Here is a 26867-nt window from a genome sequence, read left to right on the forward strand (position 1 = left end):
GTTCCTTTTACATTTTTTTATATACAAGGGAATAATAAAAAAATGATGTTATTTGCCCCAATTTAACGATTCTTTTATAATAAAAGTATTCATATGTCGAAACAATTTCGTTGATGTCGTGAAAAACCGCACGTATGATTTTCAAGGTTATGATGGATGGTTATAGGAAAATAGTACGAAAACATTTACAAATCAGGAGGATCTGATGAAAAGTAAAAGTCCGCTTATTATTTTAGCGATCATTTTGGTGACGAGTTTCATTGGTGTTTCCACCATTTTCTCTCAATCGAACGAAGCAGATACAGAAAAACGCGTTTCCTCCAATATGAAAACGCTGCATAAACCAACAAATAAGACAGATGTGACAGAAGTTTCTCTTGCAGCCATAGGGGATCTGTTAATACATAAAGAAGTATACAATGATGCGAAGACTTCTTCAGGCTATGATTTTAATCCTATGTTTCAGGAGATTTCTCCCCACCTTAAAAAGGCTGACATTACATTCGCGAATTCAGAGAGCATCATGGGTGGTGCAGCCATCGGTGTATCCACCTACCCTTCCTTCAATACGCCCTTTGAATTAGGGGATACATTAAAAACAAACGGCGTTGATATTGTTTCTATGAGCAACAATCACACCCTCGACCGTGGCGTTCCCGCTATTGAAAATGCGATTAACCAATGGGATTTCCTGGGCATTGAAAAGGTAGGGGCCTACTTGTCACCAGAGGAAAGAGACATGGTCACAACCATCAAAAAGAAGGATATCACGTTCTCCTTTCTGGCTTACACCTATGGAACAAACGGAATTCCAACCCCTGATGGGAAACCGTACCTGGTGAACAGGATTGATAAAGGTCTCATTGCCTCTGACATCAAAAGAGCCTCCGGCAAATCCGATGTCGTTGTCCTAAGTTTACACTTCGGGGCGGAATATGAAAGAAACCCAAATGCTGATCAGAAGGAACTGGCAGCTTTTGCAGCTGAACAAGGTGCAGATATTATACTCGGGCATCACCCGCATGTCCTGCAGCCACCGGAATGGATTCAAAATACAGATGGATCTCAAAGTCTCGTTTTTTATTCTCTCGGAAATTTTCTCTCCGGTCAGGAAGAAAAGTACCGTCGGATTGGTGGTATTGCGGGAGTAACTGTACAAAAAGTAAAGGGGATGGAAGGAACATCCATTGACATAAAGGAACCACGTTTTAAACTCACGTATGTGGACTTTGAAAATGACCGGAATTTCAAAGTCCTCCCTATGAAGGAATATAGTACGGAGATGTTTCAGGAACTATCCAAACACATGAAAGCCTCTATCCATGATCTATCGGTAAACTAGGTAAAAAAACCGGACACTTTTAAAGGTGTCCGGTTTTTTACTGTGTTCGAAATGGTTTGCAGAAAGGCTTGAAATCAAGCTTTTTTCAACCTATAAGTGATCATGACAATCATCATGGATTAAGGAAAGCTCCGTAGTGCCTTGTAACTTATAAGCAAGCACATGGGAATACTTATATTCCATTAGAATAATCGTTTCATTCTTTCTGTTCTTTTCTCTTTTTCGATATAAACTTCACCCCCTATCCTAGTGTCGATGTCATGATTCAGAATTGGAAATCCCCATCTTTCATCAGCAGTTCTGCAGCTCCATTCTTTTTTCTGCCCATTACCTTCATATCATCGGTACCAAAGGTTGCATTCACCGATAGAATGGACGTATTCAGAGCCGCTTCCTTCAACTCTTCCTTAGATTTTTCACTACCATTTTGAATATTGGAGGGAGATGCATTTCCGATTCCAATATGACAGGACGTATTTTCATCAAACAATGTATTGTAAAAAAGAGTATTTTCCCGAGCAAGAGGTGATTGATTAGAAACCAAAGCAATTTCACCTAAATAATGGGACCCTTCATCTGTTTCTATGAGACTTTGTAACACTTCCTGCCCCCTTGCGGCATAATAATCGGTAATCCGTCCATCTTTAAAAATCAGATGAAATTCTTCGATGACCCTTCCCCCATATATAAGAGGTTTAGAACCTGCCAACTTTCCATTCACTCTATATTTATGAGGAGCAGTAAATATTTCTTCCGTAGGTATGTTCGGAAAGAAAGGTATTCCATTTTCATCTCTGACACCACCACCAATAAAGATATGGTTATCAGGCAACCCGATGACTAAGTCCGTTCCACGCGTATTGGTAAAATGCAGGGCATCAAACTGTGAATCGTTTAGAAACGCTTTCCTTAACTCAAAAGCGCAGTCATGATTTTTCCAGTTTTTGATAGGATCCATCCCTCCTGCCCGGGATCCACGTAAAACGGCCTGCCACAACGATTGCACGGCTTTTTCTTTATGAACGTTCGGAAACACTTTCGCGGCCCATGCAAAGGACGGGACAGCTACAAGACACCAGCGTACCTTGTGGGACATAATCTTTGCATAATGATCCTCCAACTTAGTGCGGGAGGCCTTCTGATAGCGGCTGATCCGCTCTGGTGCCACCTCTTTGAAGATATCTGTGTTTTCAGAAATGATATGGATGTATGCAGCACCAGCATCGTCCCACTCTTTAAATCGGACAGCCTGCCAATCGGGAAAATGATCGATAACACGATCTGCTGCATTTAAGTAAAATTCTCTAGTCGACTGTTCATCTGTCCAATCGATAAATACACTGGAAGCTCCTCCCTCGTATGCTGCCGTTTGGATGAGACGGGCAAAGGTTGCATTTTGTATATCACTATGAATAATCAACCGTTGATTTTTCTGCAGATTCACACCAGCTTGTACAGCTAATTGTGCATAATTTTTCAGCTGGGCTTCACTTATACATTCATATATCCCTTCCATTATTGATTATCACCTCTATCATGGTCCTTTTATTTCTATTAACTTTATTACAACACTACACCTTTAAGAAATACAACATCTATAGATGCAGGAAACAACTAATAAGTTAACAAGCTGGTATATACCCCCCCAGCCATTTAAGCTTTCCCCTGCGCAGTTGATCTGCCTCATGGTGTTCATACTCCTGCAGGGTATGGTGATGAGGCTGCTGCGTCCTTCCCACCGGGCTGATTTTTCTTACCCAAATGAACGCACCCATAAATGGCAAATCTAATGTTTTATTGTTTTTAATGAATGGAATAGAATGGAAAAGTCTTCTCTTGGCTTTTATAGATCAGAAAAGATTATTCAATTCCACTTCAGGGAGGATTTTATATGTCACACCTCATTAAAACAGGTGCTTTATTATTACTCGTCGTTTTTCTTGGAGCCTGCCATTCTAATGATCAAAGTTCAACAAGTGCCGAAAATACAACAGAAAATGAAAAGAACTCGCCCCCTTTGGATGATGTGGACGTGTCCTTGTCCCAGGATGGGGAGACCATTTCCTCTAAATCAGTTCTATATTGTCTGCCATCAAACAACTGCTCTGAGGAAACCGCAAAACGTGAACTAAGAAATGTTGAATTAAATAAAATGACAGAAAATGCAAGTGTTTCTCCTGTTAAAGAAGGTGAAGAAATTACAATTCACATCGATGGACCACAACCTGAGAAGATCAGTTTTATAACAGAGACTCAACGTAATGATGGATCCTATATTTCGGACGAGGTTGTCGATGGTCGTTCGTTCGTTATTGGTGGTAAGGGAAAGTACACGATTCTTTTAACGGTACAATGGGAAAACGAAAATGGAGAGTTTGAAGGCCGTGTTTCTCAAGCGGTCAAGCTGGATGTGGAATAGAAAGCATGATAAGAATGACTATGGGAACCCCTGTCCTATACAGCCGTGCCGGCCATTTTAGAAAAGAAGGAACAGAATGTATCCAATCCTTCCAGATTCTGATAGCATGTCTTGTATCCAATGGTATGGAGGTACGCCCAATGAGTCAAAAATCTGCTCTATTTTCAATCGGTTCAGGCGCCGCATTATGGGGAATTATCGGTTTTTTCGTCACTTACTTGTACAACATCGGATTCACGCCTGCACAAGTCGTATCGCTGAGGGTTTTATCAGCCAGCCTGCTTCTGGGAGGATATCTCCTATCAAAGGGCCGGCGATACTTTAAAATAAAAGCCGGCGACAGCCGTTATTTTATCGGAACCGGAATCATCAGTATCGTTCTATTTAACTGGTGTTTGTTCAGTGCTATTGAGGAAACGTCTATTTCTGTAGCATCCATCCTTCTTTACACAGCTCCGGCCTTTGTTACCATTCTTTCAAGAGTGATTTTCAAGGAATCGTTGACGATGCGCAAAGTATCCGCTCTTATGATCACCTTTACAGGCTGTGCCCTTGTCGTCGGCATCATTCCTCATTCCGATCAGTCCATTTCCATGTACGGACTGCTTCTTGGACTTGGATCAGGGTTGTTTTATGCACTGTACAGTATTTTCGGTAAATTTGCGCTTCAGCACTACGATTCACTGACGGTCACCTTTTATACGTTTGTATTCGCATCGATTGCCGTCGTACCTGTGAGCGGTCTTTGGAATGAGCTCCCATCATTTTTATCGGTATCCACATGGATCTATGTACTGGGGCTGGGGCTCATATCTACTATGCTGCCATTCATTTTGTACACGAAGGGGCTGAGTTTCGTAGAATCCAGCAAGGCCTCTATAATCGCTACCATTGAACCAGTGGTCGCCACACTCATGGGTTTTCTTGTCTTTCAGGAACAGTTGACCTTTTGGCAGTACGCAGGAGTCGGCCTTGTCATTACGGCTGTGATCGTCGTACAGGAATCAAAGAAAAACAGCAGTGGCATCCACCGGGAAACGGAAAAATCAGCTGCCAACCAGCTTCAGGGCTGATGGATCCTTCATTTCACAACCGTCTATTTCTACATAAAAAGGAACCGTTCATTTTATTCAATGAACGGTTCCTTTTATATGTTATCAAACATTTCCGTTTACTTACTGTGCTGTATATCCACCATCAATAAGGACGGTTTGGCCTGTGACACTTTTCGCTTTGTCACTGGCAAGGAACATTGAGTAGTCTGCAATCTCCTCTACCTGCAGCAGACGCTTTTGAGGTACAAGTGGATAGATAACTTCTTCCAATACCTTTTCCAGTTCTACGCCGCGGGATTTAGCAAGGTCTTTCAACTGACCACGGACCAGTGGTGTATCCACATAACCAGGGGCTACGGCGTTGACTGTGATCCCGTGCTCCGCTCCTTCAAGGGCGCTCACTTTCGTTAGACCGATGACTCCGTGCTTAGCACTATTGTAAGCGGCTTTCCCGGAGAAACCGATAACTCCGTTAATAGAAGCCATGTTCAGGATACGTCCCTGTCCCTGCTCTTTCATAATCGGGAAGACGGCCTTCGTTGCGATGAATGGCGCAGTCAGCATAATGTCCTGCATCAGCTTGAATTTTTCCGTTGGGAATTCTTCAAGAGGGGATACGTGCTGCAGCCCCGCGTTATTGATAAGTACGTCAATACGACCATAGGTATCTACCGTCTGGTTAATGGCGGCATTGATTTCCTCTTCACTTGTTACGTCCGCTTTCACACCAATGGCTGTTAAATTTTCATCCGTCAGCGCTTTTGCTGCTTCCTGTACACCGTCTTCGTTAATATCAGATAGCACGACTTTAGCACCGTTTTCTGCAAAGACTTTTCCGATTTGGTACCCGATTCCCTGGGCTGCTCCTGTAATAAATACAACTTTGTTTTCAACCATGTCTATCAACCTCTCTCATGTATGTTCTTGATGAGCTGCTGCTTTTAACTCAAATTCGATTGTACCCAAAAACAATTTCCATTTCATGCATTACGAATTATGCGGAATATTAGCTTTAGAACGAAAAATGCATCAATTCTCTATCTTTCTATTTCTATTGATTACTGTAAATGGTGAGAGTAAGATATTTCTTGTTGCAAAATAATGTCGAGTTTTGTCAAACGCCATTCTACTTATAATAATTACCAAAAGGAGGTAATACCATGTTTGCTATTATCATAGGACTTGTTTCTTTAATGATCATGGCGTACTTAGGCTGGTCCATCCTTTGGATTGCTCCTATTGCAGCTTCGATTGTGGCGGTCCTTTCAGGGATGAATATCCTGGATGCGTTCACGTCTGACTTCATGAGCGGCTTTGCTTCATTTGCTAGAGACTTCTTCCCGATTTTCCTGTTTGGGGCGGTCTTCGGAAAACTTATGGAAGTAACAGGGAGTGCCCGCAAAGTAGCCAGCTTTTTATCAAGGATTGTCGGGAAAGAGCGTGCCATTTTAGGCGTCCTATTAGGAGCAGCCATCCTCACATACGGGGGTGTAAGTCTCTTTGTTGTCGTATTCGTTATGTATCCACTCGCGATTAACTTGTTTAGAGAGGCCGATATCAGCCGGAAAGTCATTCCGGGAACGATTGTCCTCGGTGCGTTCACCTTTACAATGACCGCGCTTCCGGGTACAGCTCAGGTACAGAACTACATTCCTACTGAATACTTCGAGACAACCATGATGGCCGCCCCGATCATCGGTATTGTAACCGGGTTGATCATGGCTGTCGGCGGATACTTTTATCTTTCCTACCGGGCTAATAAACTGACCAAAGCAGGAGAGGGCTTCACAGAGCCGCAGAATAAAGTTGGAACTGAGAGTTCCGGGAACGATCCCAGTGTCTTTTTATCCTTCCTTCCGCTGCTTTGTGTTGTTTTATTAATTAACATCTTCAACGTAGAAATGCTGATTGCCTTGTTCGTCGGAATTATTTTAACGATTATCTTGAATTGGAAAGCATTTCACGAGTTTATCACTGCTTTGAACGATGGAGCTAAAGGCGCTGTGACTGCCGTAGTAAACACCGGCGCAGCGGTAGGGTTCGGAGCAGTTGTTCAGGCTTCTCCTGCCTTTCCAGCGATCAAAGAAGCGTTATTGAACATCAAAGGCGGTCTTGTCATTTCCGATGCGTTAGCTACCCAGGTGCTGGCGATGATCACCGGATCCGCATCAGGTGGAATGAACATTACTTTGAATGCTCTCGGCTCTGACTATTATCAACAGGCTCTTGAAATGGGAATGAACCCTGAGATTCTGCACCGTATCACAGCTATTGCTTCCGGTGCCTCCATTCTTCCGCACAACGGTGCCCTATTGACTGTCTTTGCCATTACCGGCTTAACCCATAAAGATTCCTATAAGGATATCTTCATCGTTGCTCTGCTCATTCCGTTTGCAGCAACTGTCGTAGGCATTTTGATGTCCTATATCGGAATTGTATAATGACACAGGAGAGTAAGACACCTTCTTCTCCTATCTTAAGAGGCCCTTGGTACAATATGTAACAGGGCCTCTTCTTCTCTTCAGAGGAACAATCCTTCTTCTGACTTTAAATGAAGAACAACCCTCTCTTCCTCTTCTCCACCCTGAAAATATGCTGAAAATTTGTATGAACAATCGATTCCTTCCCTCATTTAAGGTAAAGTGAAAACAGAGTTGTTAAAGTGAGGAGCTCAAGTAATGAACAATCAAAACATAAAAGTCCTTCTTGTTGATGATGAAACACAAATTCTTCAATTTTTGAACCTCGGTCTTACCAACGAACAATTTCAAGTGAAAACTGCTGAAAATGGTATGCAGGCCATGTCCATCCTTCATGAATATCAGCCTCATGTAGTTATTCTTGACGTGATGATGCCCGGTATGGATGGGTTTGAAGTATGCACGATGATTAAGAAAAGCGGTATACAGACATCAGTCATTATGCTGACCGCCCGGGATGAAGTGGAACACCGTGTGAAGGGGCTCAACCTAGGGGCTGATGATTATCTCGTGAAGCCTTTCAGCTTTGAAGAGCTCTTGGCACGCATTCAAGCAAGAGTGCGCAATCAATTTCCCGATCAGTTTGGCGAAGTCATTTATGGACCTTTCCGGATAGATGATAAGAGGCGGGAGTTTTACTATGGCGAAAAGTTATTAGCACTGTCCCCGACAGAATATGAACTGCTCAAATACCTCGTGTTGAACCACGGGATGGTGATGAGCAAACTGATGATTTTAAATAAGGTGTGGGGGTATACCTTCCAAGGAGAGGACAACATCGTCGAAGTCTATATCCGCTCCTTACGCGATAAGCTCGGAGATAAGCAGCATCAGGTGATTCGTACAGTACGCGGGGCCGGCTACCGGTTGGAGATCTCATGAATATAACCAGCATGGTCAAAAAAAACGCCCGTCCGGGCTCCCTTAGATATCAGCTGCTTTCCAAAATGCTGCTCATTCTTTTTCTTATCCTTCTTCTTATCGGATCGATTCAGTTTGTGGTTTTAAAGGATTTTCTTTACCAAACAGAAATTGAAAAATTAAGAGGGAAACTTATGACTTTTCCTGTTGAGGCCTTTGAAGATGGATCGGAGCCGGCTGAAAACGGCCCTCCGAATTTTTTAGTACTGGATAATCTATCGATCTCGATCATTGAAACGGATGGCTCTTACCACAGCCTTTTGAAAGATGAAAGCCTTGCGTCCCCGCAGCTTTCTACACAAGAGCTTGAGGATGTGCGGAGTGATCTTCGTGAGAACCGGCAGATCGAACCTCTCATTACAGAGGATATGAACGGGCAGGAGCAGATCCTTGTTTTCCGTCCCGCAGATCGAACCCCTGCATTGAGCGAAGAACCCCGGGTCATCCAGATGGGGTTGAGTACCGCCCCCCTCAGCCGGATCCTGTGGCGTCAATGGCTGATATTCATGGGTCTGTCGGCGGTTGCTGTAGCAGCAGGGGTTTTGATTTACTTCTCCGTTATCAATCGGACGCTGAGACCTTTGTCAACGATTGTCCAATCGGTGAAAAATATCGATGCATCCAATATGAAAGGACGGATTCCTGAAGAACAAGGACAGGTGGAAGTCGATTCTCTTTCAGCTTCATTTAATGATATGCTGGAGCGTCTTGAGCGTTCCTTCGATCAAGAACGGGAAGCGAAGGAAAAAATGAGGCAGTTCGTCGCAGATGCTTCCCATGAACTGAGAACGCCCATCACGTCCATACACGGTTATTTGGAAATCCTGCTTCGAGGGGCTGCAAAGAAGCCGGATCAGCTGGCCACTTCTCTGGAGAGTATGTACGGAGAAACGAATCGGATCATCAAACTTGTTGAAGAGCTTCTTCTACTGGCGAAGTTGGACAGGCAACCGGAACTCCCTCTGGAAAGAGTGGACCTCTCCCGCCTGATTATGAGTATGCAGACTCAACTGTCTGTCCTTGCAGGAAACCGGAACGTCCGTTTATCTATTGAAAAAGATTTATATGGATACATCAACCCGGACAAGATTAAACAGGTCATTTTAAACCTGTTCCAAAATGCAGTTCAGCATACGCATCCTGATGAAGGAGAGATCCTTGTCTCTCTTTGCAGAGAGTCCTCCCGCCTTCATTTGTCTGTTACAGATAACGGAACAGGTATTGAAGAAAGCAAGCTTCCACATATTTTTGAGCGCTTCTATAAAGCAGATATTTCCAGGTCCCATCGTTATGGCGGAGCCGGGCTCGGCTTATCGATTACTAAATCGATTATACTTGCCCATCACGGGGAAGTGTCTGTGAACAGCACACGATATGAAGGCGCTACGTTCCATGTTTACCTTCCTATCCGCTGAAAAAGCCGTCCTGTGACAGGACGGCTTTTCAGCTGGAGAAATCATATGGGTGAAGAGGTGGCTCTGCTTTGTATAACCACGGAATTTCATGTATGGAGCAGACCACCCACATGCAGCCAGGGAAGCTGTGCAGGCATCTATCGTGTGGACGTGTCCCCAGGATTCATCTGGAATATGAAGCATTCTCACGGGGTTTTTGAACCATTCAAAAACCTCTTCACGGACTGATGGGTCTATTTTATCAATTATCGGCAGAAGACTCCCTCTTCAAGAGCTGCGTCAGCCCAGCGGTAAGGGGGAGGTGAACCCCGGCGCCTGCAGAGGCCGCTTTTTCCATAAAGATGATCGATTGCTGATGCTCTTATAAATCATAACGACCGCATCAGGGTGGTTGCCAGGCCGGATAAATCAATACCTGCATAATACACAACGGATTCCACCTTTTTCACTTCTGCTATACCTCGCAACAGCTTCGCAAAAACAGAGAACGCATAAAAAAACTCTTCCCTTTTTAGAAGGAAGAGTTTTTTGTAGTTTCAACCGTTTGTGAGCGGTGAAACAGGAGTGTTTTTATAGACACTTGCGTACACCTTCATGATATTTTCCACGGTTTCCTCAACAAGAGGCCCGGCATAACTACTTAAGTATTCCAATGTGGAAGGCTCATGGGAAATACTGAAAAAGGCATGAATGCCTTTTTCCTCAAGCAGCGTATAACCATCACTCAAACTACCGGATATACAAAATACAGGAACGTTAAACTGTTTTGCTCTCATCCCTACTCCCATGGGAGCCTTGCCGAATAATGTCTGGCGATCTGTTTTCCCTTCTCCGGTAAGTACGAAATCCGCACCTTTCAGTACTGCATTGAAATCAATGCTGTCCAGAACGATATCAATGCCCTGCTTTAGTTCGGCATTCAAAAATGCCATCAGACCAGCACCCAACCCTCCTGCTGCACCGGCCCCTTCTTCAAACATGATATCCTTCTTGAGATATTTATGAATCTGTTTTCCATAATGACTTAACGCCTGGTCCAGAACCTCTACCATTTCCGGCGTGGCTCCCTTTTGAGGGCCGAAAACAGCTGAAGCCCCCCGGGGTCCGCACAATGGATTGTCAACATCACAGGCTGTTATGAACTGTGTAGAGAAAATTCTTTTATCCATGTGATCTGTTCTGATCTCGTGAAGATCTAATAAGGTTTTTCCTCCATGAGGAAGAGGGCGTCCTTCTTTATCCAGCAGTTCTGCCCCCAAAGCGGCAGCCATTCCAGCCCCTCCGTCATTGGTAGCACTACCTCCTATGCCAAGGATCACTTTATCTACACCATAGTCCAACGCTTTTCCAATCAGTTCACCTGTACCGAATGTCGTCGTTGCATAAGGGTTCAAATCTTTTTCAGCAAGGAGCGTAATACCGGAAGCTTCAGCCATTTCGATGACAGCGGTCCGTCTGTCTCCCAGAATCCCCCAAACAGCTTTCACTTTTTCACCAAGGGGGCCTGTCACTTCGTCTGTTCGAAACGCCCCCTCCGTGCTTCTTACAAGGGACTCAACGGTACCCTCTCCTCCATCAGCAAGCGGAAATGAACGGACCTCACAGGAAGGAAACACCTGTTTAATGCCTTCTTCCATACTCCGGGCAACTTCAACAGCAGATAAACTGCCTTTATAAGAGTCAGGGGCTACTATACATTTCATAGACGTATCCTCTCCAAATGTCCTCCCGTACTTCGTTTACATAGAGTCTTGATCTTCTTCAAGCACCTCAAGGATTTCATTCCTTGCTCTTTTCCGGTGCGACTGCATCGAGGCCTGAGCCGCTTCTGCGTTACCCGCCTTCATACACGCAGCTATGGCCCTGTGCTCTACAATCGACTGCAGCGGGAGCGGACGTTTATTTATCGTAAGCAGGCGGGCGCGGTACAATTGATCGGCATGAACATCAATCACATTAGCCAGTCGTTGATTCCCTGCATGTTCTATAATTGTAAAGTGAAACAAGTTATCCAGCCTTGCCCATTCATCAAGATCATTGTGTGACAACGCCTGTTCCTGCTGGGAAATAAGTTCTTCCAGATGGTCCAGATCATCACCGTCCATGACTGATACAGCAAGGCCGGCGGCTAATCCTTCCAACATTTCCACCACTTCATAGATTTCTTTCAAATCTTTAGCAGATATCGGTTCAACTTCAAACCCTTTTCTAGGGATCAGGTGGACGACTCCTTCGGTCTGCAGACGGATTAATGCTTCCCTTACAGGAGTGCGGCTCATATCCAACACTTCTGCAATCTCCCGTTCCAGGATGGTCGGGCCCGGCAGAAGCTTCAGGTTTCTGATTGCCAGTCGTAAAATCTGATACGCTCTGGCCGGCAGTTTTCGTTCGGACACATGATGGATGATCGGCGCCAACCGTTCCTTCATTTCCTCTACTCTTGTATGCGGTTCTGTACTCACTGATGATTGTTCTCTCATAAATTCACCACTCTGACTTTTGTCTTCCTTCCATTATAACAAGAAGAGAGTAAAAAGAGAGCGCACTCCCTTTTTACCCTGTATGGAATTTAGACATTTGCGTATTTGGATGAAATGTGTGAGATAATCGCGTCTGTGACTTCTCTTGTCGAGCTGGTTCCCCCAATGTCTGCTGTTAAGATACCATCTTTCGTTGTAGCACGGATGGCTTCATTAATTAAGTCCGCTTCCTGCTTCAGTCCAAGGTGCTCAAGCATGAGGGCAGCACTGCCGATGGTTCCGATTGGGTTGGCAATTCCTTGTCCTGCAATATCAGGAGCAGATCCGTGGACTGATTCAAACATACTTGGGAAACGTCCGTCCAGATGAATATTTGCACTTGGGGCGATTCCAAGACTTCCAGCAAGAGCACTGCCGAGATCTGATAAAATATCAGCGTGAAGATTGGAAGCCACCACTACTTCCAGCTCCTCAGGATGAAGTACGAATCGTGCAGCCATCGCATCCACGAGCCATTGATCGGTTTCGACTTCAGGATAGTCCCGGCTTACGCGCTTGAAAACTTCATCCCACAATACCATGCCGTACTGCTGGGCATTACTTTTTGTGACACTGGTTACTTTTTTCCGGTCTCTCTTCATGGCCAGATCAAAGGCGTGACGAATCACTCGTTCACAGCCTTCCTCTGTAAATACAGAAGACTGGACGGCCACTTCTTTTCCAGGTCCGCGCCCGGCAAAATTACGACCGCCGATGCCGGAGTATTCACCTTCTGTGTTTTCCCTGACTAACACCCAGTTCAACTTTTCCTTATGCGGATGATTCAATTTCCCTTCTACACCTGGCAGGAACTCAACCGGACGAATATTGGCCCACTGATCAAAACCTTGACAAATTGCCAGACGGAGTCCCCAGAGGCTTATATGATCGGGAACGGTCGGATATCCAACAGCTCCGAAGTAAATAGCATCATGATTTTTAATTCTTTCCAGCCCATCCTCATCCATCATCTTTCCATGTTCAAGGTAATATTCACATCCCCAAGGGAAGTAATCGCTTTCAAAAGTGAACTTATTAGAAGTCTTTGATAGATGATCGACGACACGAAGCCCTTCTTGAATGACTTCCTCTCCAATACCATCCCCCGGGATTACAGCTAGTTTAAAATGTTGTTTGTTTTCCATCGATACATTCCTCCTGAAAGATTTTTTGTTTAACTATTCTAAATATTAATTAATGTATACGTTAATGTCAAATTAAATTTGACGTAAAAGATAAATATCCCAATTTTTGAAAATAGTTTGACAATAATGTATACGTAAAGTATCATTCAGACATGAAAGCGTTATCAAAAAGGTGAAAGGAAGGGATAAACGGATGTACTTACATTCTGTCTGGGAGCAATTATGGAAATGGGATCGCAGCCTTCGAAAGGATATAAAGCATGTAACTTCTTTTGTATTTGCAAAATCTTCTTCGAATGCAGCTGTACAGGAAGAGATTGATCCATCAAAGGAACTCGTCGATGACAAACCTCCACGACCGGGGAATTATTCCACCCCTCAGAAAATCGGATTGTTTGTGGGACCCCTTTTATATGTGTTGATTACCTCACTGGTTCAGCCGGAAGGAATGAGCGCAGAAGCGGTCCAGATGCTTGGTCTGATCAGCTGGATTGCTACATGGTGGGTAACCGAAGCGCTGCCGATTCCGGTCACGTCCCTGCTTCCGCTGCTGCTTTTTCCGTTAACAGGAGTGATGGAGACCGGTGAAGTTTCCTCCTCTTATGGCGATCCTCTGATCTTTTTATTCGCTGGGAGTTTTATGATTGCTTTAACGATGGAAAAATGGAACCTTCATAAACGAATCGCTTTAGCTATCATTGCCTTTATAGGAAGCAGTCCGAATATGATTATACTTGGTTTCATGACAGCGACCGGTTTTTTATCGATGTGGATTTCCAATACAGCCAGTACAATGATGATGGTTCCAATCAGCCTGGCTGTTACGAAACACGTAGCCGAATCCTTGAAAAACAACACAGATGTAACTCCCGGAAACTTCCCTTTTGGTACCGCCATTATGCTCGGAACCGCGTATGCAGCAACCATCGGTGGATTCGGCACACTGATCGGTGCTCCGGCCAACACGATTTTGGCTGCAACGGTGAATAATTTATACGGCATTGACATTTCCTTTGCCCGATGGATGATGTTCGGTCTTCCCATGGTTGTTCTTCTTGTACCTCTCGTCTGGCTCTATCTTGTTAAAGTCGCCTATCCAATGAAAATCAAGAACATTCCAGGCGGAAGAAAAATTATAAAGAAGGAATTAAAAGAACTTGGAAAAATGAGTTACGAAGAGAAGATTGTACTGACTGTATTTTCCCTGACAGCGCTGGCTTGGATTACGCGGAGTCTTGTCCTTGAACGCTTTATTCCCGGTATTGATGACACGATTATCGCACTGCTTGGAGCAGTCCTGCTATTCTTAATTCCTGCCAAAAATAAAGAAGGAAGCATTCTCGATTGGGATACAGTCCTGAAACTGCCCTGGGGAATCCTCTGGCTTTTCGGAGGAGGTCTCGCTCTTGCTGCGGGTATCGTCAGTTCCGGTCTGGATAAATGGATCGGCAGCCAGCTCGTCAATTACAGCAGCATTCCCTTCTTTCTCATGGTCGGATTAATCATCGCCGTCATCACTATGTTGACTGAGTTCACATCAAATACAGCGACCTCTACGATGGTTTATCCGATTGTTGCTGCAGGTGCTGCAGCCTTAGGCACAGATCCGATCATCCTCATGGTGGCCGCCTGTATGGGTGCAACATTTGCTTTTATGTTCCCTGTAGCAGCTCCACCGAATGCGATTGTTTTTGCAACCGGTTACATCAAAATGAGCCGGATGGCTTCAACAGGAATCTGGCTGAACATCAGCTGCATCCTCTTCTCTATTGTCATCGTCTATTTCTATGTACCTGTTATTTTTGGAGGGTTACTAAATTAATCGTCTTCTATAAGACACCTCTGCCCGTTGCAGAGATGTCTTTTTTCTTGTTCTGGAAAATGGATTATCATTCGTGAAATAAGGGAATGCACGTAGTGTATTTCAATGATAATAAGGAGGGTTTGGAATGACTGCAAAGAAAGTGCTGATCATTACCGGAGATGCTGTTGAAGCCCTGGAGGTTTACTACCCCTACTTCCGCTGCCTGGAGGAAGGGTTTGACGTGGACATTGCCGCCCCTCACCAAAAGAAACTGAACACCGTCATCCACGATTTCGAGGATTGGGAAACGTATACGGAAAAACCGGGATACTTAATTGAAGCCGGCACCACATTTGCTGAGGTGGCACCGGAAAATTATGATGCTCTGATCATCCCGGGAGGACGTGCGCCTGAACACATCCGCATGAACGAAGAAGTTCCCGGTATGGTCCGCCACTTTTTTGAAAACGATAAGCCGGTTGCCGTCATGTGCCATGGCAGCCTTGTCCTGACGACTGTCCCTGATGTGGCCCGCGGAAGGAAAATGACCGCATATTCGGCCTGCCAGCCGGAGGTGGAGAGTATTGGTGCCGAATATATGAATGAAATGGATTACGTTGATGGGAATCTCGTATCCGGACATGCCTGGCCGGATCTCCCGAACATTATGAAAGAGTTTGTGAAGCAGGTAAAAGAAACAACCGTTCATACGTAACTATAAAAAGGACACCTTGAGAAGGTGTCCTTTTTATCAGCTTGTGACCGTGAAAGAAACTCCGGTAAGACGCTCGGATTCTGCCCAAAGTTCTTCCGCATCCAGTACATCAAGGGTTTCAGTTTTCGGCTTCACGAGGACAGGATCTCCTTTCATCTCCATAAATCCTGAAGGTCCAACATAACGGCCGCCTTCAAGGTCCGGATCAGTGGCTGCGCGTATCCCCGGAAGTGCTCCTTCATAGGCACTTTGGGTGACACGTTTCAACACACCACTCAGAGCTTTGTATAAGAAACGGTCTTCAATATGACGGGCGAGATCCGTCTGTGCTCCCCCGGGGTGGGCACCAAGTGATTTGATGGATAGTCCGGCCTGATCGATCCTGCGCTGCAGTTCAAAGGCAAATAGTAAATTAGCAAACTTTGAGCGGCTGTACGACTTCATAGGGGTATACCCTTTCCCCTGTTCAAACATAAGATTATCAAAGTTGACAGAGCCCGATTTGTGGGCATTGCTGCTGATTGTCACAACCCGGGAGCCTTCTGTAGCGGCTAACCGTTCAAATAAGCGGGCCGTTAAAGCAAAATGACCCAGGTGATTGGTTCCGAACTGAAGCTCGAAGCCATCCTTCGTTTTACCATAAGGCGTTGTCATCACTCCGGCGTTATTCATCAAGATATCAAGGCGGTCATATTTCTCTTTGAATTGTTCTGCAAAGGAAGCGACAGAATCCAAATCTGCTAAATCCAGCTCCATTACGTCTACTCGAATATCTGACTGTTGTCTCTTTAGCAGATCGGCGGCTTGTTCTCCACGTTTCTTAGAACGTGAAGCCATAATCACTGTGGCCCCCTTTTCACCGAGGACTTTGACTGCTTCCAGACCAAGGCCTCCATTCCCACCTGTCACAACTACGATTTTCCCTTCCATGGATGGTATCGATGGAACGGACCATTCTGTTACATTCATGCTTTCATCTCCTCCTGAGTGTCCATCATTCATTGGCTCCTGAGAAAGGTACCTGGTTTAAATCATAAGACAAAGTTCATATAGAAGAAAAGAAAACGACTCGGTTGTCAAAAAATTCTAAATACATCCATAAAAAAGAGTGGTGTCCAGATAAGACACCACTCTTTTTTAATACCTTTATGGAAAACAATGTCGGGATGAGAACACCCCGCATTGGAATCTGTTCTTTTTACGCTTGATCCTGCTTACGGCGGAAACCGATGAAGGCAGCAAGAACAGCCATACCCATGGAAGCGAAAGCGATCATCCAAGCATTCAGCCCGCCATCATCACTCGTACCGCCCAAGCCGGTTTTCGGCATTTCAGATGGCATGTCGCTGGCAAACATGTCAGGATTCTGCTCCACAATGGCTCCGGATAATCCTTTTCCTACGCCGTACATATGGCCGTATGCTTCACGTACCTGCTCATAGGCCATTTCGTAGTCACCATTCACATAGTTATCAAAAGATCCAGTCAACTGCTGCACGTGCATCTGCAGACCTTCTGCTGTATTTTCAGCCATCAATTTACCTTCTGTTGCTGTATCAAGGAATTTGGAGAATTCCTGTCTGTACCCATCAAGAGCTTTCAATGCTTCTTCTTTCGCCTGCTCATCATCATTTCCTGTTGCTTTTACATAATCAACAAAGTAGCCGATGTGCTCGGACCACATGTCTTCAAACTGTGCACCCGCTTCTTCCCCGTAGACAGAGGAAATAGCTGCTGATAAATCTTCTGTGTTATGACTTAGAGCTTCGGCAGCTTCTTCAAAGTCCTCCGCTCCGTCGCCACCTTTCTGCATAGCGAGAACGGCAAGAGCTGCGTGTTCAGAGAGAAGATGGTTCAAGTCAGCACGGAGATCAGCGGCTGGTGTGGCCGGCGTTGTATTTTCAAACTTCTCCGGGAACTGGTCTGTAATGGCTGTTGATAATCCTTTACCAACACCGTACATATGCTCGATGCTCATACGGAGATTTTCGTAAGCTTCGTCAAAATCGCCTTCCTCGTAGCTGTCAAAAGCTCCAACTAGTTGATCTACGTGCATTTGAAGCCCTTCAGCCAAGGCAGAGGCTTCTAATCTCTCTCCTGTTGCTGATTCCATAAAGGATGAGAAATCCTGTCGGTAGTCGTCAAGATTATCAAGGGCGGCCTGACGTCCCTCATCATCATCTTCCGCTGTTGCTTTTACGTAGTCAACGAAATAACCAATGTGTTCGGACCATAGGTCTTCAAACTGGCTGCCAGCTTCTTCCCCGTAGACAGATCCGACAGCACCGGATAGGTCCTTCGTATTCGCCTGCAGGGCAGCGGCTGCCTGTTCAAAGTCTTCACCGCCTTCCAATCCTTTCTGCATCGTTACGACAGCCAGGTAGGCATGTTCAGAAAGATAATGATCCAGAGTCGCACGAAGATCGGCGGCCGGGGTAGTTACCGTTACTTTGTCCATTTGTTCATGGTCGCCATGATGGTCGGCAAAGGCCGGGCTCGCTGTAGGTATTAATAGAGCTGCTGATAGCGGAAGCGCTGCAAAAGTCTTCTTCCAATTTACTCTGTGTGTCATTGATTCATCCACTCCTCTTTGAATTGGTTTCATACAGCTAACGAGAGGAGATGATATGTGGATCACTATTTCTATGATTTTTTTTGGAAACTAGTCACCCCCACCAGAAATAACGTCTATCAAGCGCTCTATGTCAGGGGACCTGGTATGTTTTCTATCTACTTATTTCATTTCATCTGGCCTGTCACCCTGCCGGAGCAGGGGCACGCGCATACACTATTCCTAAGACAAGATCATAACCTGGAGGTTACGATAACTATGGATAATATAAACAACCCTGTGCAGCCTGGGAAAATTAAATCGGGAAACTTGTGGGTGCTGGATAATTTTAATCCGGAGCTGATTTTGAATGATATCCTCCGCCTGAACTTAAACACTGTGAATGTACCGATCCGGGTGGACATTCCCAGCCGTACATCATTAACCATGACAATCAATGAAGCTCAAAAACAAAAAGCGGTCGAATTGATTGAGGTTTTGACCAGTAAAGGGATTCAAGTGATGCTGGAGCCGTTCCCATTCATCCAAGGAGGACAGTACGGGGAAACCGAATGGAACCCCGCAGATAAAAAACGATGGTTTATGTTGTGGCAGACGACGGTGCTCAATCCTTTAATTACCACCATCGCCATCCCCTATCAAGTCTGGGGATTGAATATTGCCTCCAACCTCGTCAACTTTGAATCCATGGAATCCGACTGGGAGGCGATGATCACAGAAACGAGGCGGCAGTTTGAAGGTATCGTCGTATTGCGTACGAACTGGTGGTATACTGCATCCTGGAGTCCTCAGACACAGCAGGATTTTACAGCAAAAATCAACCGCTCTTATTGGAAGCTTGTCGATTTCATATCTATTGATGCCTGGTTTGAACTGAACAATCAGGCAGTTCCAACTGTCGAACAAATCAAAGCTTCCATGACATCCACAGAGGTTTACAACAGGAAGCAGAACGTCCTGCAGGAAATCCAGCAATTCCATGAAGTCACCGGAAAAGAGATTTATTTTGGCGGATTTAACATTCCAGCTCTTGAATATGGACTGAAGTTTCCTTGGAACGAGGCTGTTTCTCCTGTTAAATCTCCGGCTGTTCAAGCGAATGGCTGGACTGCCTACAAGGAAACGCTGGAGGACCTTTCCTATTTTCTCGGATTTTCCGTATGGGTCATCGGAAATAACGACCCGGAATATTCGTACAGAGTTGAGCCTGAAACTGCTCTGGTCATTCATGACTGGTATTATGATGACCCATGCTCGGAGAAGGAGTTAGAAGAGCTGCGTCAGGAATTGGAAACTCTTCAAGGAGAGATCACCCTTCTTCAGGAACAGATTCAGGAGCTTGAGCTTGAGCGGGGGCAGTGGCTTGTAAGAGAAGGGGAACTTGTGAATCGGATTGAAGATCAACAGCAGATCCTCAATGAAATCAGAAGACTGGTCGACAGCGAAACATAACGAAAACAAAAAAGAGCTTTCCGCTTATCCACGGAAAGCTCTTTTCTATTAAAGTCCGGCTTGAAGAATAATATCTCCCTGCGGCGTTTGGTTGCCCGTCTGTGGTTCCTTCGTAATGGCAACAGCATCCCACGATTTTTCTTCATTTATCGTAAATGCTACTCCACCACTGCCGGTATCATTCGTTGTGAAAGCACCAGCCGGTTCGGGTGTCTCTCCTTCAATCAGCCATACTTGATACACTTCGCCTGGTTCCAGGTTTTCCAGATTCTGCGTTTGTACGAGAAGCTCCTGTTTAGTTTCCCGGTTTAATAACGTAGCTGTTCCAGCAGCATTGGTCCCTTCAGCAGAAGCCAGTTCTGTCTGCTGCAGCGGTGAAGCTGTACCGGATTCGCTGTCCTCCAGTTCGGAAAGAGCTGTTTGGATTTCCGTAAGGCTCGATTCCAACTGTTCATTTTCTGAGGCCAGATCGGATACTTCCAGTCCAGTATACACGTTCATACCAATGGAAAGAAGCAGTCCTGCAGCCAGTACACCTGACCAGGCTTTCCACTTCACAGGTCTCTTCGTACGGACAGGTGTGTTGTCTTCCTCCTCATTTGAGAAGACTTCGTCCAATACCCTCTGCTTCATACCTGAAGGTGGTTCCGTCTGCTCCATATACGACGGCAGATCCCCCATCAAGTCTTCCAATTCCTTCAGTTCTTCCTGGCACCGGGGGCATTCGGATAAGTGTTTTTCAAACTGTTTTCGCTCGATATCTGATAATTGATCATTTATATAATCCAGGATGTGGTCACATGGTTTATCGTTCATAAACGATCCCCCCTTCTTTCTCAAGGTGCTCTCTCAATTTCTTCAGCGCCAGCCGGACACGTCCTTTGACGGTACCGAGGGGGATATCACATTTTTCCGCAATCTCTCTTTGAGACATCCCTTGAAAATAAAAGAGACAAATCATTCTCTGTTGTTCGTCCGGGAGCGTATGAACAGCTCTTCGAAGCTGATCCCGCTCCTCTTTATCTTCAATTTCCTGCTCAACGCCCGGCAGGTCTTCATGAACAGAATCACGCTGATCCCATTCTACTTCCTGAACTTTTTTCTTTCTTATTAAATCAATGGAAGCATTCCTGGTAATCGTCAAAAGCCAGCTGGAGAACTTTCCCCGCCCGCTGACATACTGACCGGCCCCTTTCCCTCTCCACAACTTCATAAATACATCCTGCATGACTTCCTCTGCTGCCTGCGAATCCTTCATCATTCGAAAGGCAAAGGAGTACAGCAATTTTTCATATCGGTCGTAAAGAACTTCAAGGGCTTCTTTATCTTTCTGCCTGATTCGTTCATACAAATCCAAGTCTGTCGGTTGGGCCATTCAGAAATCTCCTTTAAATCCATAATGATACTAGTATATCTGTTTTTATCAAATCCTTCACGTTTTATATAGAATACGGATAAAAACAAGTTTTGGATGTGTCTGAAGCAAAAAAATCATCCGCCCCGCAAAACGTGGAATTCACCGTAATGCATGATGGATGCCTTTCCCAAACAAAATCCCCCGCATAAACTAGTTATGAACAGGGGGTGAGATCATGAGCTACGGATACGGAGCAGGCTTTGCGCTGATTGTTGTTTTGTTTATTCTCCTTATTATTGTTGGAGCTGCTTATGTTAAATACTAAAATGAAACGCCGGTCAGAGTGCTCCACTCTGACTCTTTTCTACTTTTGCGGAAATGCATGGAGCAACCTGTCCGAAAGACGGCTGACTCTTGCCCGGTTGTAGCGCTGAATCATGATGAAGGGCAGATTAAACAACAATGCATACATAATCATGATCCACCCCGCCCATGCTGGATTAAATAGAAAAAACAAGGGCGCAGGGAAAATCTGCATCCAGTGTGAGAGTTCCGATCTGGTAAGCTGCTCTTCCAGCTCACTATATGCATACACGTTTCTAATCGATGCCGCTGTCTTTCCTCTACCTTTGTTCACCCATTTCCTCGCTTCCGGAAGCATTGTTTTCCATCTATGAATTCCGAAAGACCGGTAAATACGCCCACGACCTTCCCAGCTCTTCGTCCTTAATAATGGATGCAGGAACCGGATAAAGGAAGCAGGTGCCATAGCTGTGATGCCGCTGACAGCTAAATGGATGAACAGCCATATAACTGCATTGAAGACCATCGATTCACCTTCTTTTCTCCTTTTCCATATACATAATAATCAAATCCTTATCAGCTGGTGCTTCTCGGGCTTCGTTTTCCCCTTTTTCCAAAGGTGTATTCACCTCAGCCGGTTTGATTAATGTAGGATATCTAAGGGAACACTACCCTAAAAAAAGAGAGGTCTTTTATGTTTATCCAGTGGATTGCTCGTCTCCTGCGTATGCTTCCTAATAAAGCAGCACGCACGTCTACCATTCAAAAACAGAAAGTAAAGAAGCGGGTCGATGTTTTAGTCGACACTTCGATTGCTCCAGTAGCGGTCACCTATTACGAACCGCTTCACTCTACCTATAATAAACCACCGGTTTATATAAACCTCCACGGCGGGGCCTTCATTATGTATAACAAAGAAATGGATGACCCGTACTGCCGGTACCTGGCCAACAGGACAGGTTGTGTGGTCATCAATGTAGAATACGGCAAAGCGCCGGAACATCCCTTCCCTGCTCCAATCATCCAGCTCTATGAAGTATTGGCCTGGGTGAAAAGCAATCCCGAAGGTCTGAACATCGACCCTGACAAGTGGATGGTCGGAGGGCAGAGCTCAGGTGCCAACATCGCTGCTGCTTTGTGTTTATACTTGAAGGATCAAGAGGAGCCTCAGCCCCTCCTCCAGGTTTTATCGTGTGCCATGCTTGATTTTGCTACCCCGTTTTCTGAAAAACCAGAACCAGATAAATGGCGTTCCAAATACCCTCAGTTCGCCCATTTTCTGAACCTCTGCTATGTCCCGGAACAAGGACAGGACGTCCATCCCTACGCATCGCCTGTTTACGCAGAGAATGTCAGCGGTGCAGCCGAAACTGTCATGATCACAGCGGAATATGATGCCTTCAATCCTGAAGCGGAGAGGTACGCGAAAAAGCTGAAAAAAGCAGGTGTCCCTGTCCATCACCGCCTATTTGAAGACTGTTACCACCTGTTCACGCATCTTGGTCCCACAGAAGCAGCCACAGAGGCATGGGATACGATCGCCGCTCACATCAGGAAGGCCGCCGCTGAATCAGGCGCACCAATCAAGCAGATATCCTCATAAATAGAAATCCCCCTCCTTAAAGAGGGGGATTTCAACTTGTAGAGAAACCCCTGTTTCTTTACAAGCTTTTTTTCTTACCGCCAGGAGCGAAAGCCCCTTGCTGGATGGAGGACAGTCTTTGTTATATTCCGGCAGGCAGCCGTCATCAGCGCAGCCCATGGCGTTCTTTTGAATCTACAAACCTGCTTAGTGCAGAATCTCTCCTATATATTCCAACGTGGGCACGGGGAGCGTTCGGTGGTGATGCCTGCGGGAACAGCACGGGCCGAAGATCCACTTGGACAGGCGGCCTTCCTGACCAAGTTAGCTGAGGGCGTGCCCGCGGCATTCATCCACCGATAAGCGGAAAGTGACCCTTTACACGACAAATGGACAACCCGAACTGGTTAACACAGGCTTTTTCCACAGCCAAAAATCCCCCTCCTTAAGGAGGGGGATTATTTTCCACTGATAACAATCTGCATGGCAATGAAACTGAAGATGAGGCCCTGTGCTTTTTGAAACTTTCCGGTCGACATCCGGTGAAGCACGTTCTGTTGAATTTTTTCTGATAACACCGAGACCAGGAAAAAGACGAGAAAAGCCTGAATGATAAAGATCGATCCGAGTAAAAGCATTTGTAAAGAAACACTCCCGCGGGAGGGATCGACGAAGGGGGGAAGCAGAGCAAGGAAGAATAACGAAACCTTCGGGTTGAGCAGATTCATAAAAATCCCTTTCATGTAAAGTTTATGATATTTTTCCGCCTCCCCTTGTGACGGTCCATCCGCTGATTCTCCAGCCGTGAAAGATTGAAAAGCCAGGAAAAGCAGGTAAGCGGCGCCTGCATACTTCACGATTTCAAAGGCGGCAGCTGATTGATAAATGACAGCTGATACTCCAAATACAGCGGCGGAAACATGAACCATTAAACCTGTGCACAGACCGAGAGCAGTAACTATTCCCGCCTTCGCATGCTGGACAATACTTTGAGCAAGTACAAAAAGAATGTCCGGCCCCGGACTCAGGGTCAACAAAAGGGAAATGCCGATAAACGAAAACACCACAGAAGGTTCCAAAGCGTTTATTTCCCCGTCCTTTCTTCTCCTGTTTCATACAGTTCCAGAGGCAGCTGATCAGGATCTTTAAAGAAGGTGAACCTTCTGCCGGTATAAGGATCGACCCTCACCTCTTCTACATGCACCCCTTTTTCCTCCAGCTTTTGCCTGCAGTGGTCGACATCCTCTACAGCAAAAGCCAGATGCCTGAGGCCCCGGGCTTCCGGGGCATCCGGTCTATCAGGTGGTGAGGGAAAAGAAAACAATTCGATTCGGCTTTCACCTGCTTGAAGGTCGAGTTTATAAGATAACCTGTCCTCTCGATAGTTTTCAGCAATAACAGGAAATCCGAGAATATGTACGTAGAAATGTTTCGATATTTCATAGTTTGAACAAATAATCGCTGCATGATGAATTTGTTTCACAAGCATCCAATTCCTCCTCTGACCGATTTCTTTTACTATAACGAAGTGATCCATTTCCTGTCACCTTTCCCTTCCATTTTTAATTGACTTTTTAATGAAAGCGCTTTTATAATAAGTTAAACAAATGTTTACATATTCAAACTTTTGTTTATAAAGGGGGAAGTATGATTCATGGAAAAGTTGACCTCACGTGAGCGTCAAGTGTATCAGCAGATTGTCAAAAACCCTTATGTATCCCAGCAAACCCTCTCAGAAGCTCTTCAACTATCCCGATCCACCGTAGCAAATATCATTTCCGGTCTCGTTCAGAAAAATGTCCTTCTCGGTCGTGCTTATGTATTAAACAAATCCAGGCAGGTGCTCTGCATCGGAGGAGCCAATGTAGACCGGAAACTCCACACCCACGAACCGCTTCAAATGTACACATCCAATCCAGTCTACTCCCGTTCCAGTGCAGGAGGTGTAGCGAGAAACATCGCGGAAAACCTGGGAAGACTGGGCTTCCATCCTTCTCTTATTACAGCAGCCGGCATGGATGCTGACTGGGATATCATTGAAAAAGCCTCCGGTTCCTTTATGAACCTGGACGGCGTTCTTCATCTCCCACACGCCACTACAGGTACATACACAGCATTGATGAACCCTCACGGTGAGTTACTCACAGCGCTGGCGGACATGGAGGTCTTCGAGGCGATCCTTCCGCCCCTTGTGATGAAAAGTGAAACAAAGATGAGGCAGTCCGAATGTATGATTGCTGACCTCAACTGTCCTAAAGAAACATTGGAACTCCTGCTTCGTATGAGCCGCAGCTTTTCAGTTCCTCTCGTCTTTGTGACCGTCTCAGCACCCAAAATGAAACGCCTGCCCAAAGACCTCCGAGGGCTTACATGGCTGATGACCAACATAGAGGAAACCGAAGCCCATTTCCACATGTCCATTGACTCCAAAGAAAAATGGTGCCTGGCCGCAGGTTTATGGCTGGAGATGGGCATTGAAAAAGTGACCATCACCTCCGGAAAAGACGGGGTTGTCGTTGGAGAAATTGAAGGCGGCATCCATCATTTCCCTTCTTTTTCAACAGGGGATGTCAACGATGTAACCGGTGCCGGAGATGCGTTCTGCTCCGGTGTTTTATACGGATGGATGGAGGGCATGGAGCTCCGGGAAGTTATGAAAACGGGGATGATGAATGCGGTGAAATGCATCCAGTCCCCTTATACGGTCCGGCAGGATTTGACTCCATCCCTGCTGACTCAGGATGTGGAGGAATTGGTATGAACCCTTTTGTAGACATGACAGAAGAAGTAGCTTACGCTCTGGCTGAACATCTCCCTGTGGTTGCCCTTGAATCGACAATCATTTCTCACGGAATGCCCTACCCTGATAATTTACGGACGGCGGAGGAAGTAGCGGCCATCATACGGGAGCATGGTGCGGTACCGGCGACCACCGCCATTATGGATGGAAAAATTAAAATCGGGCTCACGAAAGAGGAATTAACAAGACTGGCTTCTGAAAAAGAGGTGATCAAGGCTTCCCGCAAAGATATCGCCTATCTTGCTGCTTCTGGTAAAACGGGTGCGACAACGGTGGCAGGGACCATGTTCTGTGCCGGTCTTGCCGGTATTCCCATCTTTGTGACCGGCGGCATTGGAGGTGTCCACCGTGGAGCCGAGTCCACGATGGATATTTCAGCCGACCTTGAGGAACTGGGCCGGACAAATGTTGCCGTCATATGTGCCGGAGCCAAGTCCATTCTCGATCTCGGTTTGACGATGGAATACCTGGAAACCAAAGGGGTCCCTGTATTAAGCTATCAAACCGACCACCTTCCCGCCTTCTTTACAAGATCTAGTGCTTTCTCCTCCAACTATAAAGTCAATGATCCGGAGGAAATCGCCGCTGTGATCGATACTAAATGGTCACTCGGTCTTGATGGAGGCCTTGTTATTGCTAATCCGATCCCTGAGCACAGTGCATTGGAAGAGGCCTACATGAACCAAACAATTGAAGAAGCTTTACAAGAGGCAGATAAACAGAAGGTTAAACAGAAAGAAGTCACTCCTTTTCTCCTTGAATATATTCACAAAGCGACAGAAGGAAAAAGTCTGCAGGCCAACATCGCTTTAATTAAATCAAACGCTGTCTTAGGAGCACAAACCGCGGCTGCTTTTCAAAAACTAAGGAATTCGGTTCATTCGTTGTAGCCTGTGTATCAAACAAATGACAACCACTGCGTTTTTTTACAAATTATGGGCCGGATGCCCTGTTTCCTGTCAGACAGCACTAGCCCTCCTGAAAAG

Annotated in this window: 25 protein-coding genes; 13 read left to right on the plus strand and 12 right to left on the minus strand. The window is 45.6% G+C overall.

Going from position 1 to position 26867, the window contains the following annotated elements; translation table 11 throughout:
- Nucleotides 1-205: 205 nt before the first annotated feature.
- Complete coding sequence (locus GLV97_RS04240; RefSeq protein WP_160889123.1) at nt 206-1342, plus strand: CapA family protein; 1137 nt, start codon at nt 206-208, stop codon at nt 1340-1342.
- Nucleotides 1343-1607: 265 nt separating this feature from the next.
- On the opposite strand, the gene GLV97_RS04245 is transcribed toward GLV97_RS04240, so the two are convergent.
- Nucleotides 1608-2858: an aminopeptidase gene (locus GLV97_RS04245; RefSeq protein WP_202410576.1), complete on the minus strand. Its 1251-nt coding sequence runs from the start codon at nt 2856-2858 to the stop codon at nt 1608-1610.
- A gap of 375 nt (nt 2859-3233) precedes the next feature.
- On the opposite strand from GLV97_RS04245, the gene GLV97_RS04250 reads away from it, so the two are divergent.
- The gene (locus GLV97_RS04250) at nt 3234-3761 is read left to right on the plus strand and encodes a hypothetical protein (protein ID WP_160889124.1); all 528 of its coding nucleotides are present in this window, start codon (nt 3234-3236) and stop codon (nt 3759-3761) included.
- 140 nt (nt 3762-3901) lie between these two features.
- Nucleotides 3902-4834, plus strand: coding sequence for a DMT family transporter (locus GLV97_RS04255; protein WP_160840506.1), 933 nt, complete (start codon nt 3902-3904; stop codon nt 4832-4834).
- A 102-nt stretch (nt 4835-4936) separates the two neighbouring features.
- Here GLV97_RS04255 and GLV97_RS04260 read toward each other — a convergent pair whose 3' ends face one another.
- Complete coding sequence (locus GLV97_RS04260; RefSeq protein ID WP_160835999.1) at nt 4937-5713, minus strand: 3-hydroxybutyrate dehydrogenase; 777 nt, start codon at nt 5711-5713, stop codon at nt 4937-4939.
- Between the two features lie 263 nt (nt 5714-5976).
- On the opposite strand from GLV97_RS04260, the gene GLV97_RS04265 reads away from it, so the two are divergent.
- The 3 genes from GLV97_RS04265 (at nt 5977) to GLV97_RS04275 (ending at nt 9632) form a co-directional block, all read left to right on the plus strand.
- Nucleotides 5977-7257, plus strand: a complete 1281-nt coding sequence (locus GLV97_RS04265) for a GntP family permease (RefSeq protein WP_160889125.1) — start codon at nt 5977-5979, stop codon at nt 7255-7257.
- A gap of 237 nt (nt 7258-7494) precedes the next feature.
- A complete protein-coding gene (locus GLV97_RS04270; protein WP_160836001.1) occupies nt 7495-8178 on the plus strand; it encodes a response regulator transcription factor in 684 nt (227 codons plus the stop codon).
- Between the two features lie 173 nt (nt 8179-8351).
- Nucleotides 8352-9632 carry a sensor histidine kinase gene (locus GLV97_RS04275; protein ID WP_237418572.1) on the plus strand — a complete coding sequence of 427 codons (1281 nt, stop codon included), beginning with the start codon at nt 8352-8354 and terminating at the stop codon, nt 9630-9632.
- A gap of 536 nt (nt 9633-10168) precedes the next feature.
- On the opposite strand, the gene GLV97_RS04280 is transcribed toward GLV97_RS04275, so the two are convergent.
- The 3 genes from GLV97_RS04280 to GLV97_RS04290 all read right to left on the minus strand — a co-directional run bounded on the left by GLV97_RS04280 (nt 10169) and on the right by GLV97_RS04290 (nt 13296).
- On the minus strand, nt 10169-11335 hold the full coding sequence (locus GLV97_RS04280; protein WP_160836003.1) for a glycerate kinase: 1167 nt from the start codon (nt 11333-11335) through the stop codon (nt 10169-10171).
- Between the two features lie 36 nt (nt 11336-11371).
- The gene (locus GLV97_RS04285; RefSeq protein ID WP_237417222.1) at nt 11372-12061 is read right to left on the minus strand and encodes a GntR family transcriptional regulator; all 690 of its coding nucleotides are present in this window, start codon (nt 12059-12061) and stop codon (nt 11372-11374) included.
- 140 nt (nt 12062-12201) lie between these two features.
- Nucleotides 12202-13296: a tartrate dehydrogenase gene (locus GLV97_RS04290; RefSeq protein WP_160836005.1), complete on the minus strand. Its 1095-nt coding sequence runs from the start codon at nt 13294-13296 to the stop codon at nt 12202-12204.
- Nucleotides 13297-13489: 193 nt separating this feature from the next.
- Here GLV97_RS04290 and GLV97_RS04295 point away from each other — a divergent pair, with 193 nt between their 5' ends.
- Together GLV97_RS04295 and GLV97_RS04300 are read left to right on the plus strand one after the other, a co-directional pair.
- Nucleotides 13490-15118: an SLC13 family permease gene (locus GLV97_RS04295; protein WP_160836006.1), complete on the plus strand. Its 1629-nt coding sequence runs from the start codon at nt 13490-13492 to the stop codon at nt 15116-15118.
- 127 nt (nt 15119-15245) lie between these two features.
- A complete protein-coding gene (locus GLV97_RS04300; RefSeq protein ID WP_160836007.1) occupies nt 15246-15815 on the plus strand; it encodes a DJ-1/PfpI family protein in 570 nt (189 codons plus the stop codon).
- A 36-nt stretch (nt 15816-15851) separates the two neighbouring features.
- Here the strand turns inward: GLV97_RS04300 and GLV97_RS04305 are convergent, their stop codons facing one another.
- Together GLV97_RS04305 and GLV97_RS04310 are read right to left on the minus strand one after the other, a co-directional pair.
- Nucleotides 15852-16784: an oxidoreductase gene (locus GLV97_RS04305; RefSeq protein WP_160836008.1), complete on the minus strand. Its 933-nt coding sequence runs from the start codon at nt 16782-16784 to the stop codon at nt 15852-15854.
- A gap of 229 nt (nt 16785-17013) precedes the next feature.
- Entirely contained in the window at nt 17014-18387 is a 1374-nt protein-coding gene (locus GLV97_RS04310) for a copper amine oxidase (protein ID WP_160836009.1), read from the minus strand.
- Between the two features lie 147 nt (nt 18388-18534).
- On the opposite strand from GLV97_RS04310, the gene GLV97_RS04315 reads away from it, so the two are divergent.
- Nucleotides 18535-19839, plus strand: a complete 1305-nt coding sequence (locus GLV97_RS04315) for a glycoside hydrolase family 113 (protein ID WP_202409587.1) — start codon at nt 18535-18537, stop codon at nt 19837-19839.
- Nucleotides 19840-19887: 48 nt separating this feature from the next.
- Here GLV97_RS04315 and GLV97_RS04320 read toward each other — a convergent pair whose 3' ends face one another.
- A complete protein-coding gene (locus GLV97_RS04320) occupies nt 19888-20655 on the minus strand; it encodes an anti-sigma factor (protein WP_160836492.1) in 768 nt (255 codons plus the stop codon).
- Entirely contained in the window at nt 20645-21214 is a 570-nt protein-coding gene (locus tag GLV97_RS04325) for an RNA polymerase sigma factor (RefSeq protein WP_160836010.1), read from the minus strand. The genes GLV97_RS04320 and GLV97_RS04325 overlap by 11 nt, the downstream gene beginning before the upstream one ends.
- A 217-nt stretch (nt 21215-21431) precedes the next feature.
- Between GLV97_RS04325 and GLV97_RS04330 the strand changes: the two genes are divergently transcribed.
- Nucleotides 21432-21521, plus strand: a complete 90-nt coding sequence (locus GLV97_RS04330) for a YjcZ family sporulation protein (RefSeq protein WP_035531392.1) — start codon at nt 21432-21434, stop codon at nt 21519-21521.
- 39 nt (nt 21522-21560) lie between these two features.
- Here GLV97_RS04330 and GLV97_RS04335 read toward each other — a convergent pair whose 3' ends face one another.
- Nucleotides 21561-22025, minus strand: coding sequence for a glycosyl-4,4'-diaponeurosporenoate acyltransferase (locus GLV97_RS04335; RefSeq protein ID WP_160836011.1), 465 nt, complete (start codon nt 22023-22025; stop codon nt 21561-21563).
- Between the two features lie 168 nt (nt 22026-22193).
- On the opposite strand from GLV97_RS04335, the gene GLV97_RS04340 reads away from it, so the two are divergent.
- Nucleotides 22194-23102 (plus strand): alpha/beta hydrolase, encoded by a 909-nt coding sequence (locus GLV97_RS04340; RefSeq protein WP_160836012.1) that lies wholly within the window; start codon nt 22194-22196, stop codon nt 23100-23102.
- 437 nt (nt 23103-23539) lie between these two features.
- Here the strand turns inward: GLV97_RS04340 and GLV97_RS04345 are convergent, their stop codons facing one another.
- Nucleotides 23540-24160, minus strand: a complete 621-nt coding sequence (locus tag GLV97_RS04345) for a LysE family translocator (protein ID WP_160836013.1) — start codon at nt 24158-24160, stop codon at nt 23540-23542.
- 5 nt (nt 24161-24165) lie between these two features.
- Nucleotides 24166-24570 (minus strand): VOC family protein, encoded by a 405-nt coding sequence (locus tag GLV97_RS04350; RefSeq protein WP_160836014.1) that lies wholly within the window; start codon nt 24568-24570, stop codon nt 24166-24168.
- Between the two features lie 165 nt (nt 24571-24735).
- On the opposite strand from GLV97_RS04350, the gene GLV97_RS04355 reads away from it, so the two are divergent.
- Both GLV97_RS04355 and GLV97_RS04360 read left to right on the plus strand, forming a co-directional pair.
- Nucleotides 24736-25842, plus strand: coding sequence for a PfkB family carbohydrate kinase (locus GLV97_RS04355; RefSeq protein ID WP_160889126.1), 1107 nt, complete (start codon nt 24736-24738; stop codon nt 25840-25842).
- Entirely contained in the window at nt 25839-26771 is a 933-nt protein-coding gene (locus tag GLV97_RS04360) for a pseudouridine-5'-phosphate glycosidase (RefSeq protein ID WP_160889127.1), read from the plus strand. Before GLV97_RS04355 ends, GLV97_RS04360 begins: the two co-directional genes overlap by 4 nt.
- Nucleotides 26772-26867 lie beyond the last annotated feature (96 nt).

The organism is Halobacillus litoralis, from assembly GCF_009856355.1.
GTDB classification, from domain to species: domain Bacteria; phylum Bacillota; class Bacilli; order Bacillales; family Halobacillaceae; genus Halobacillus; species Halobacillus litoralis_B.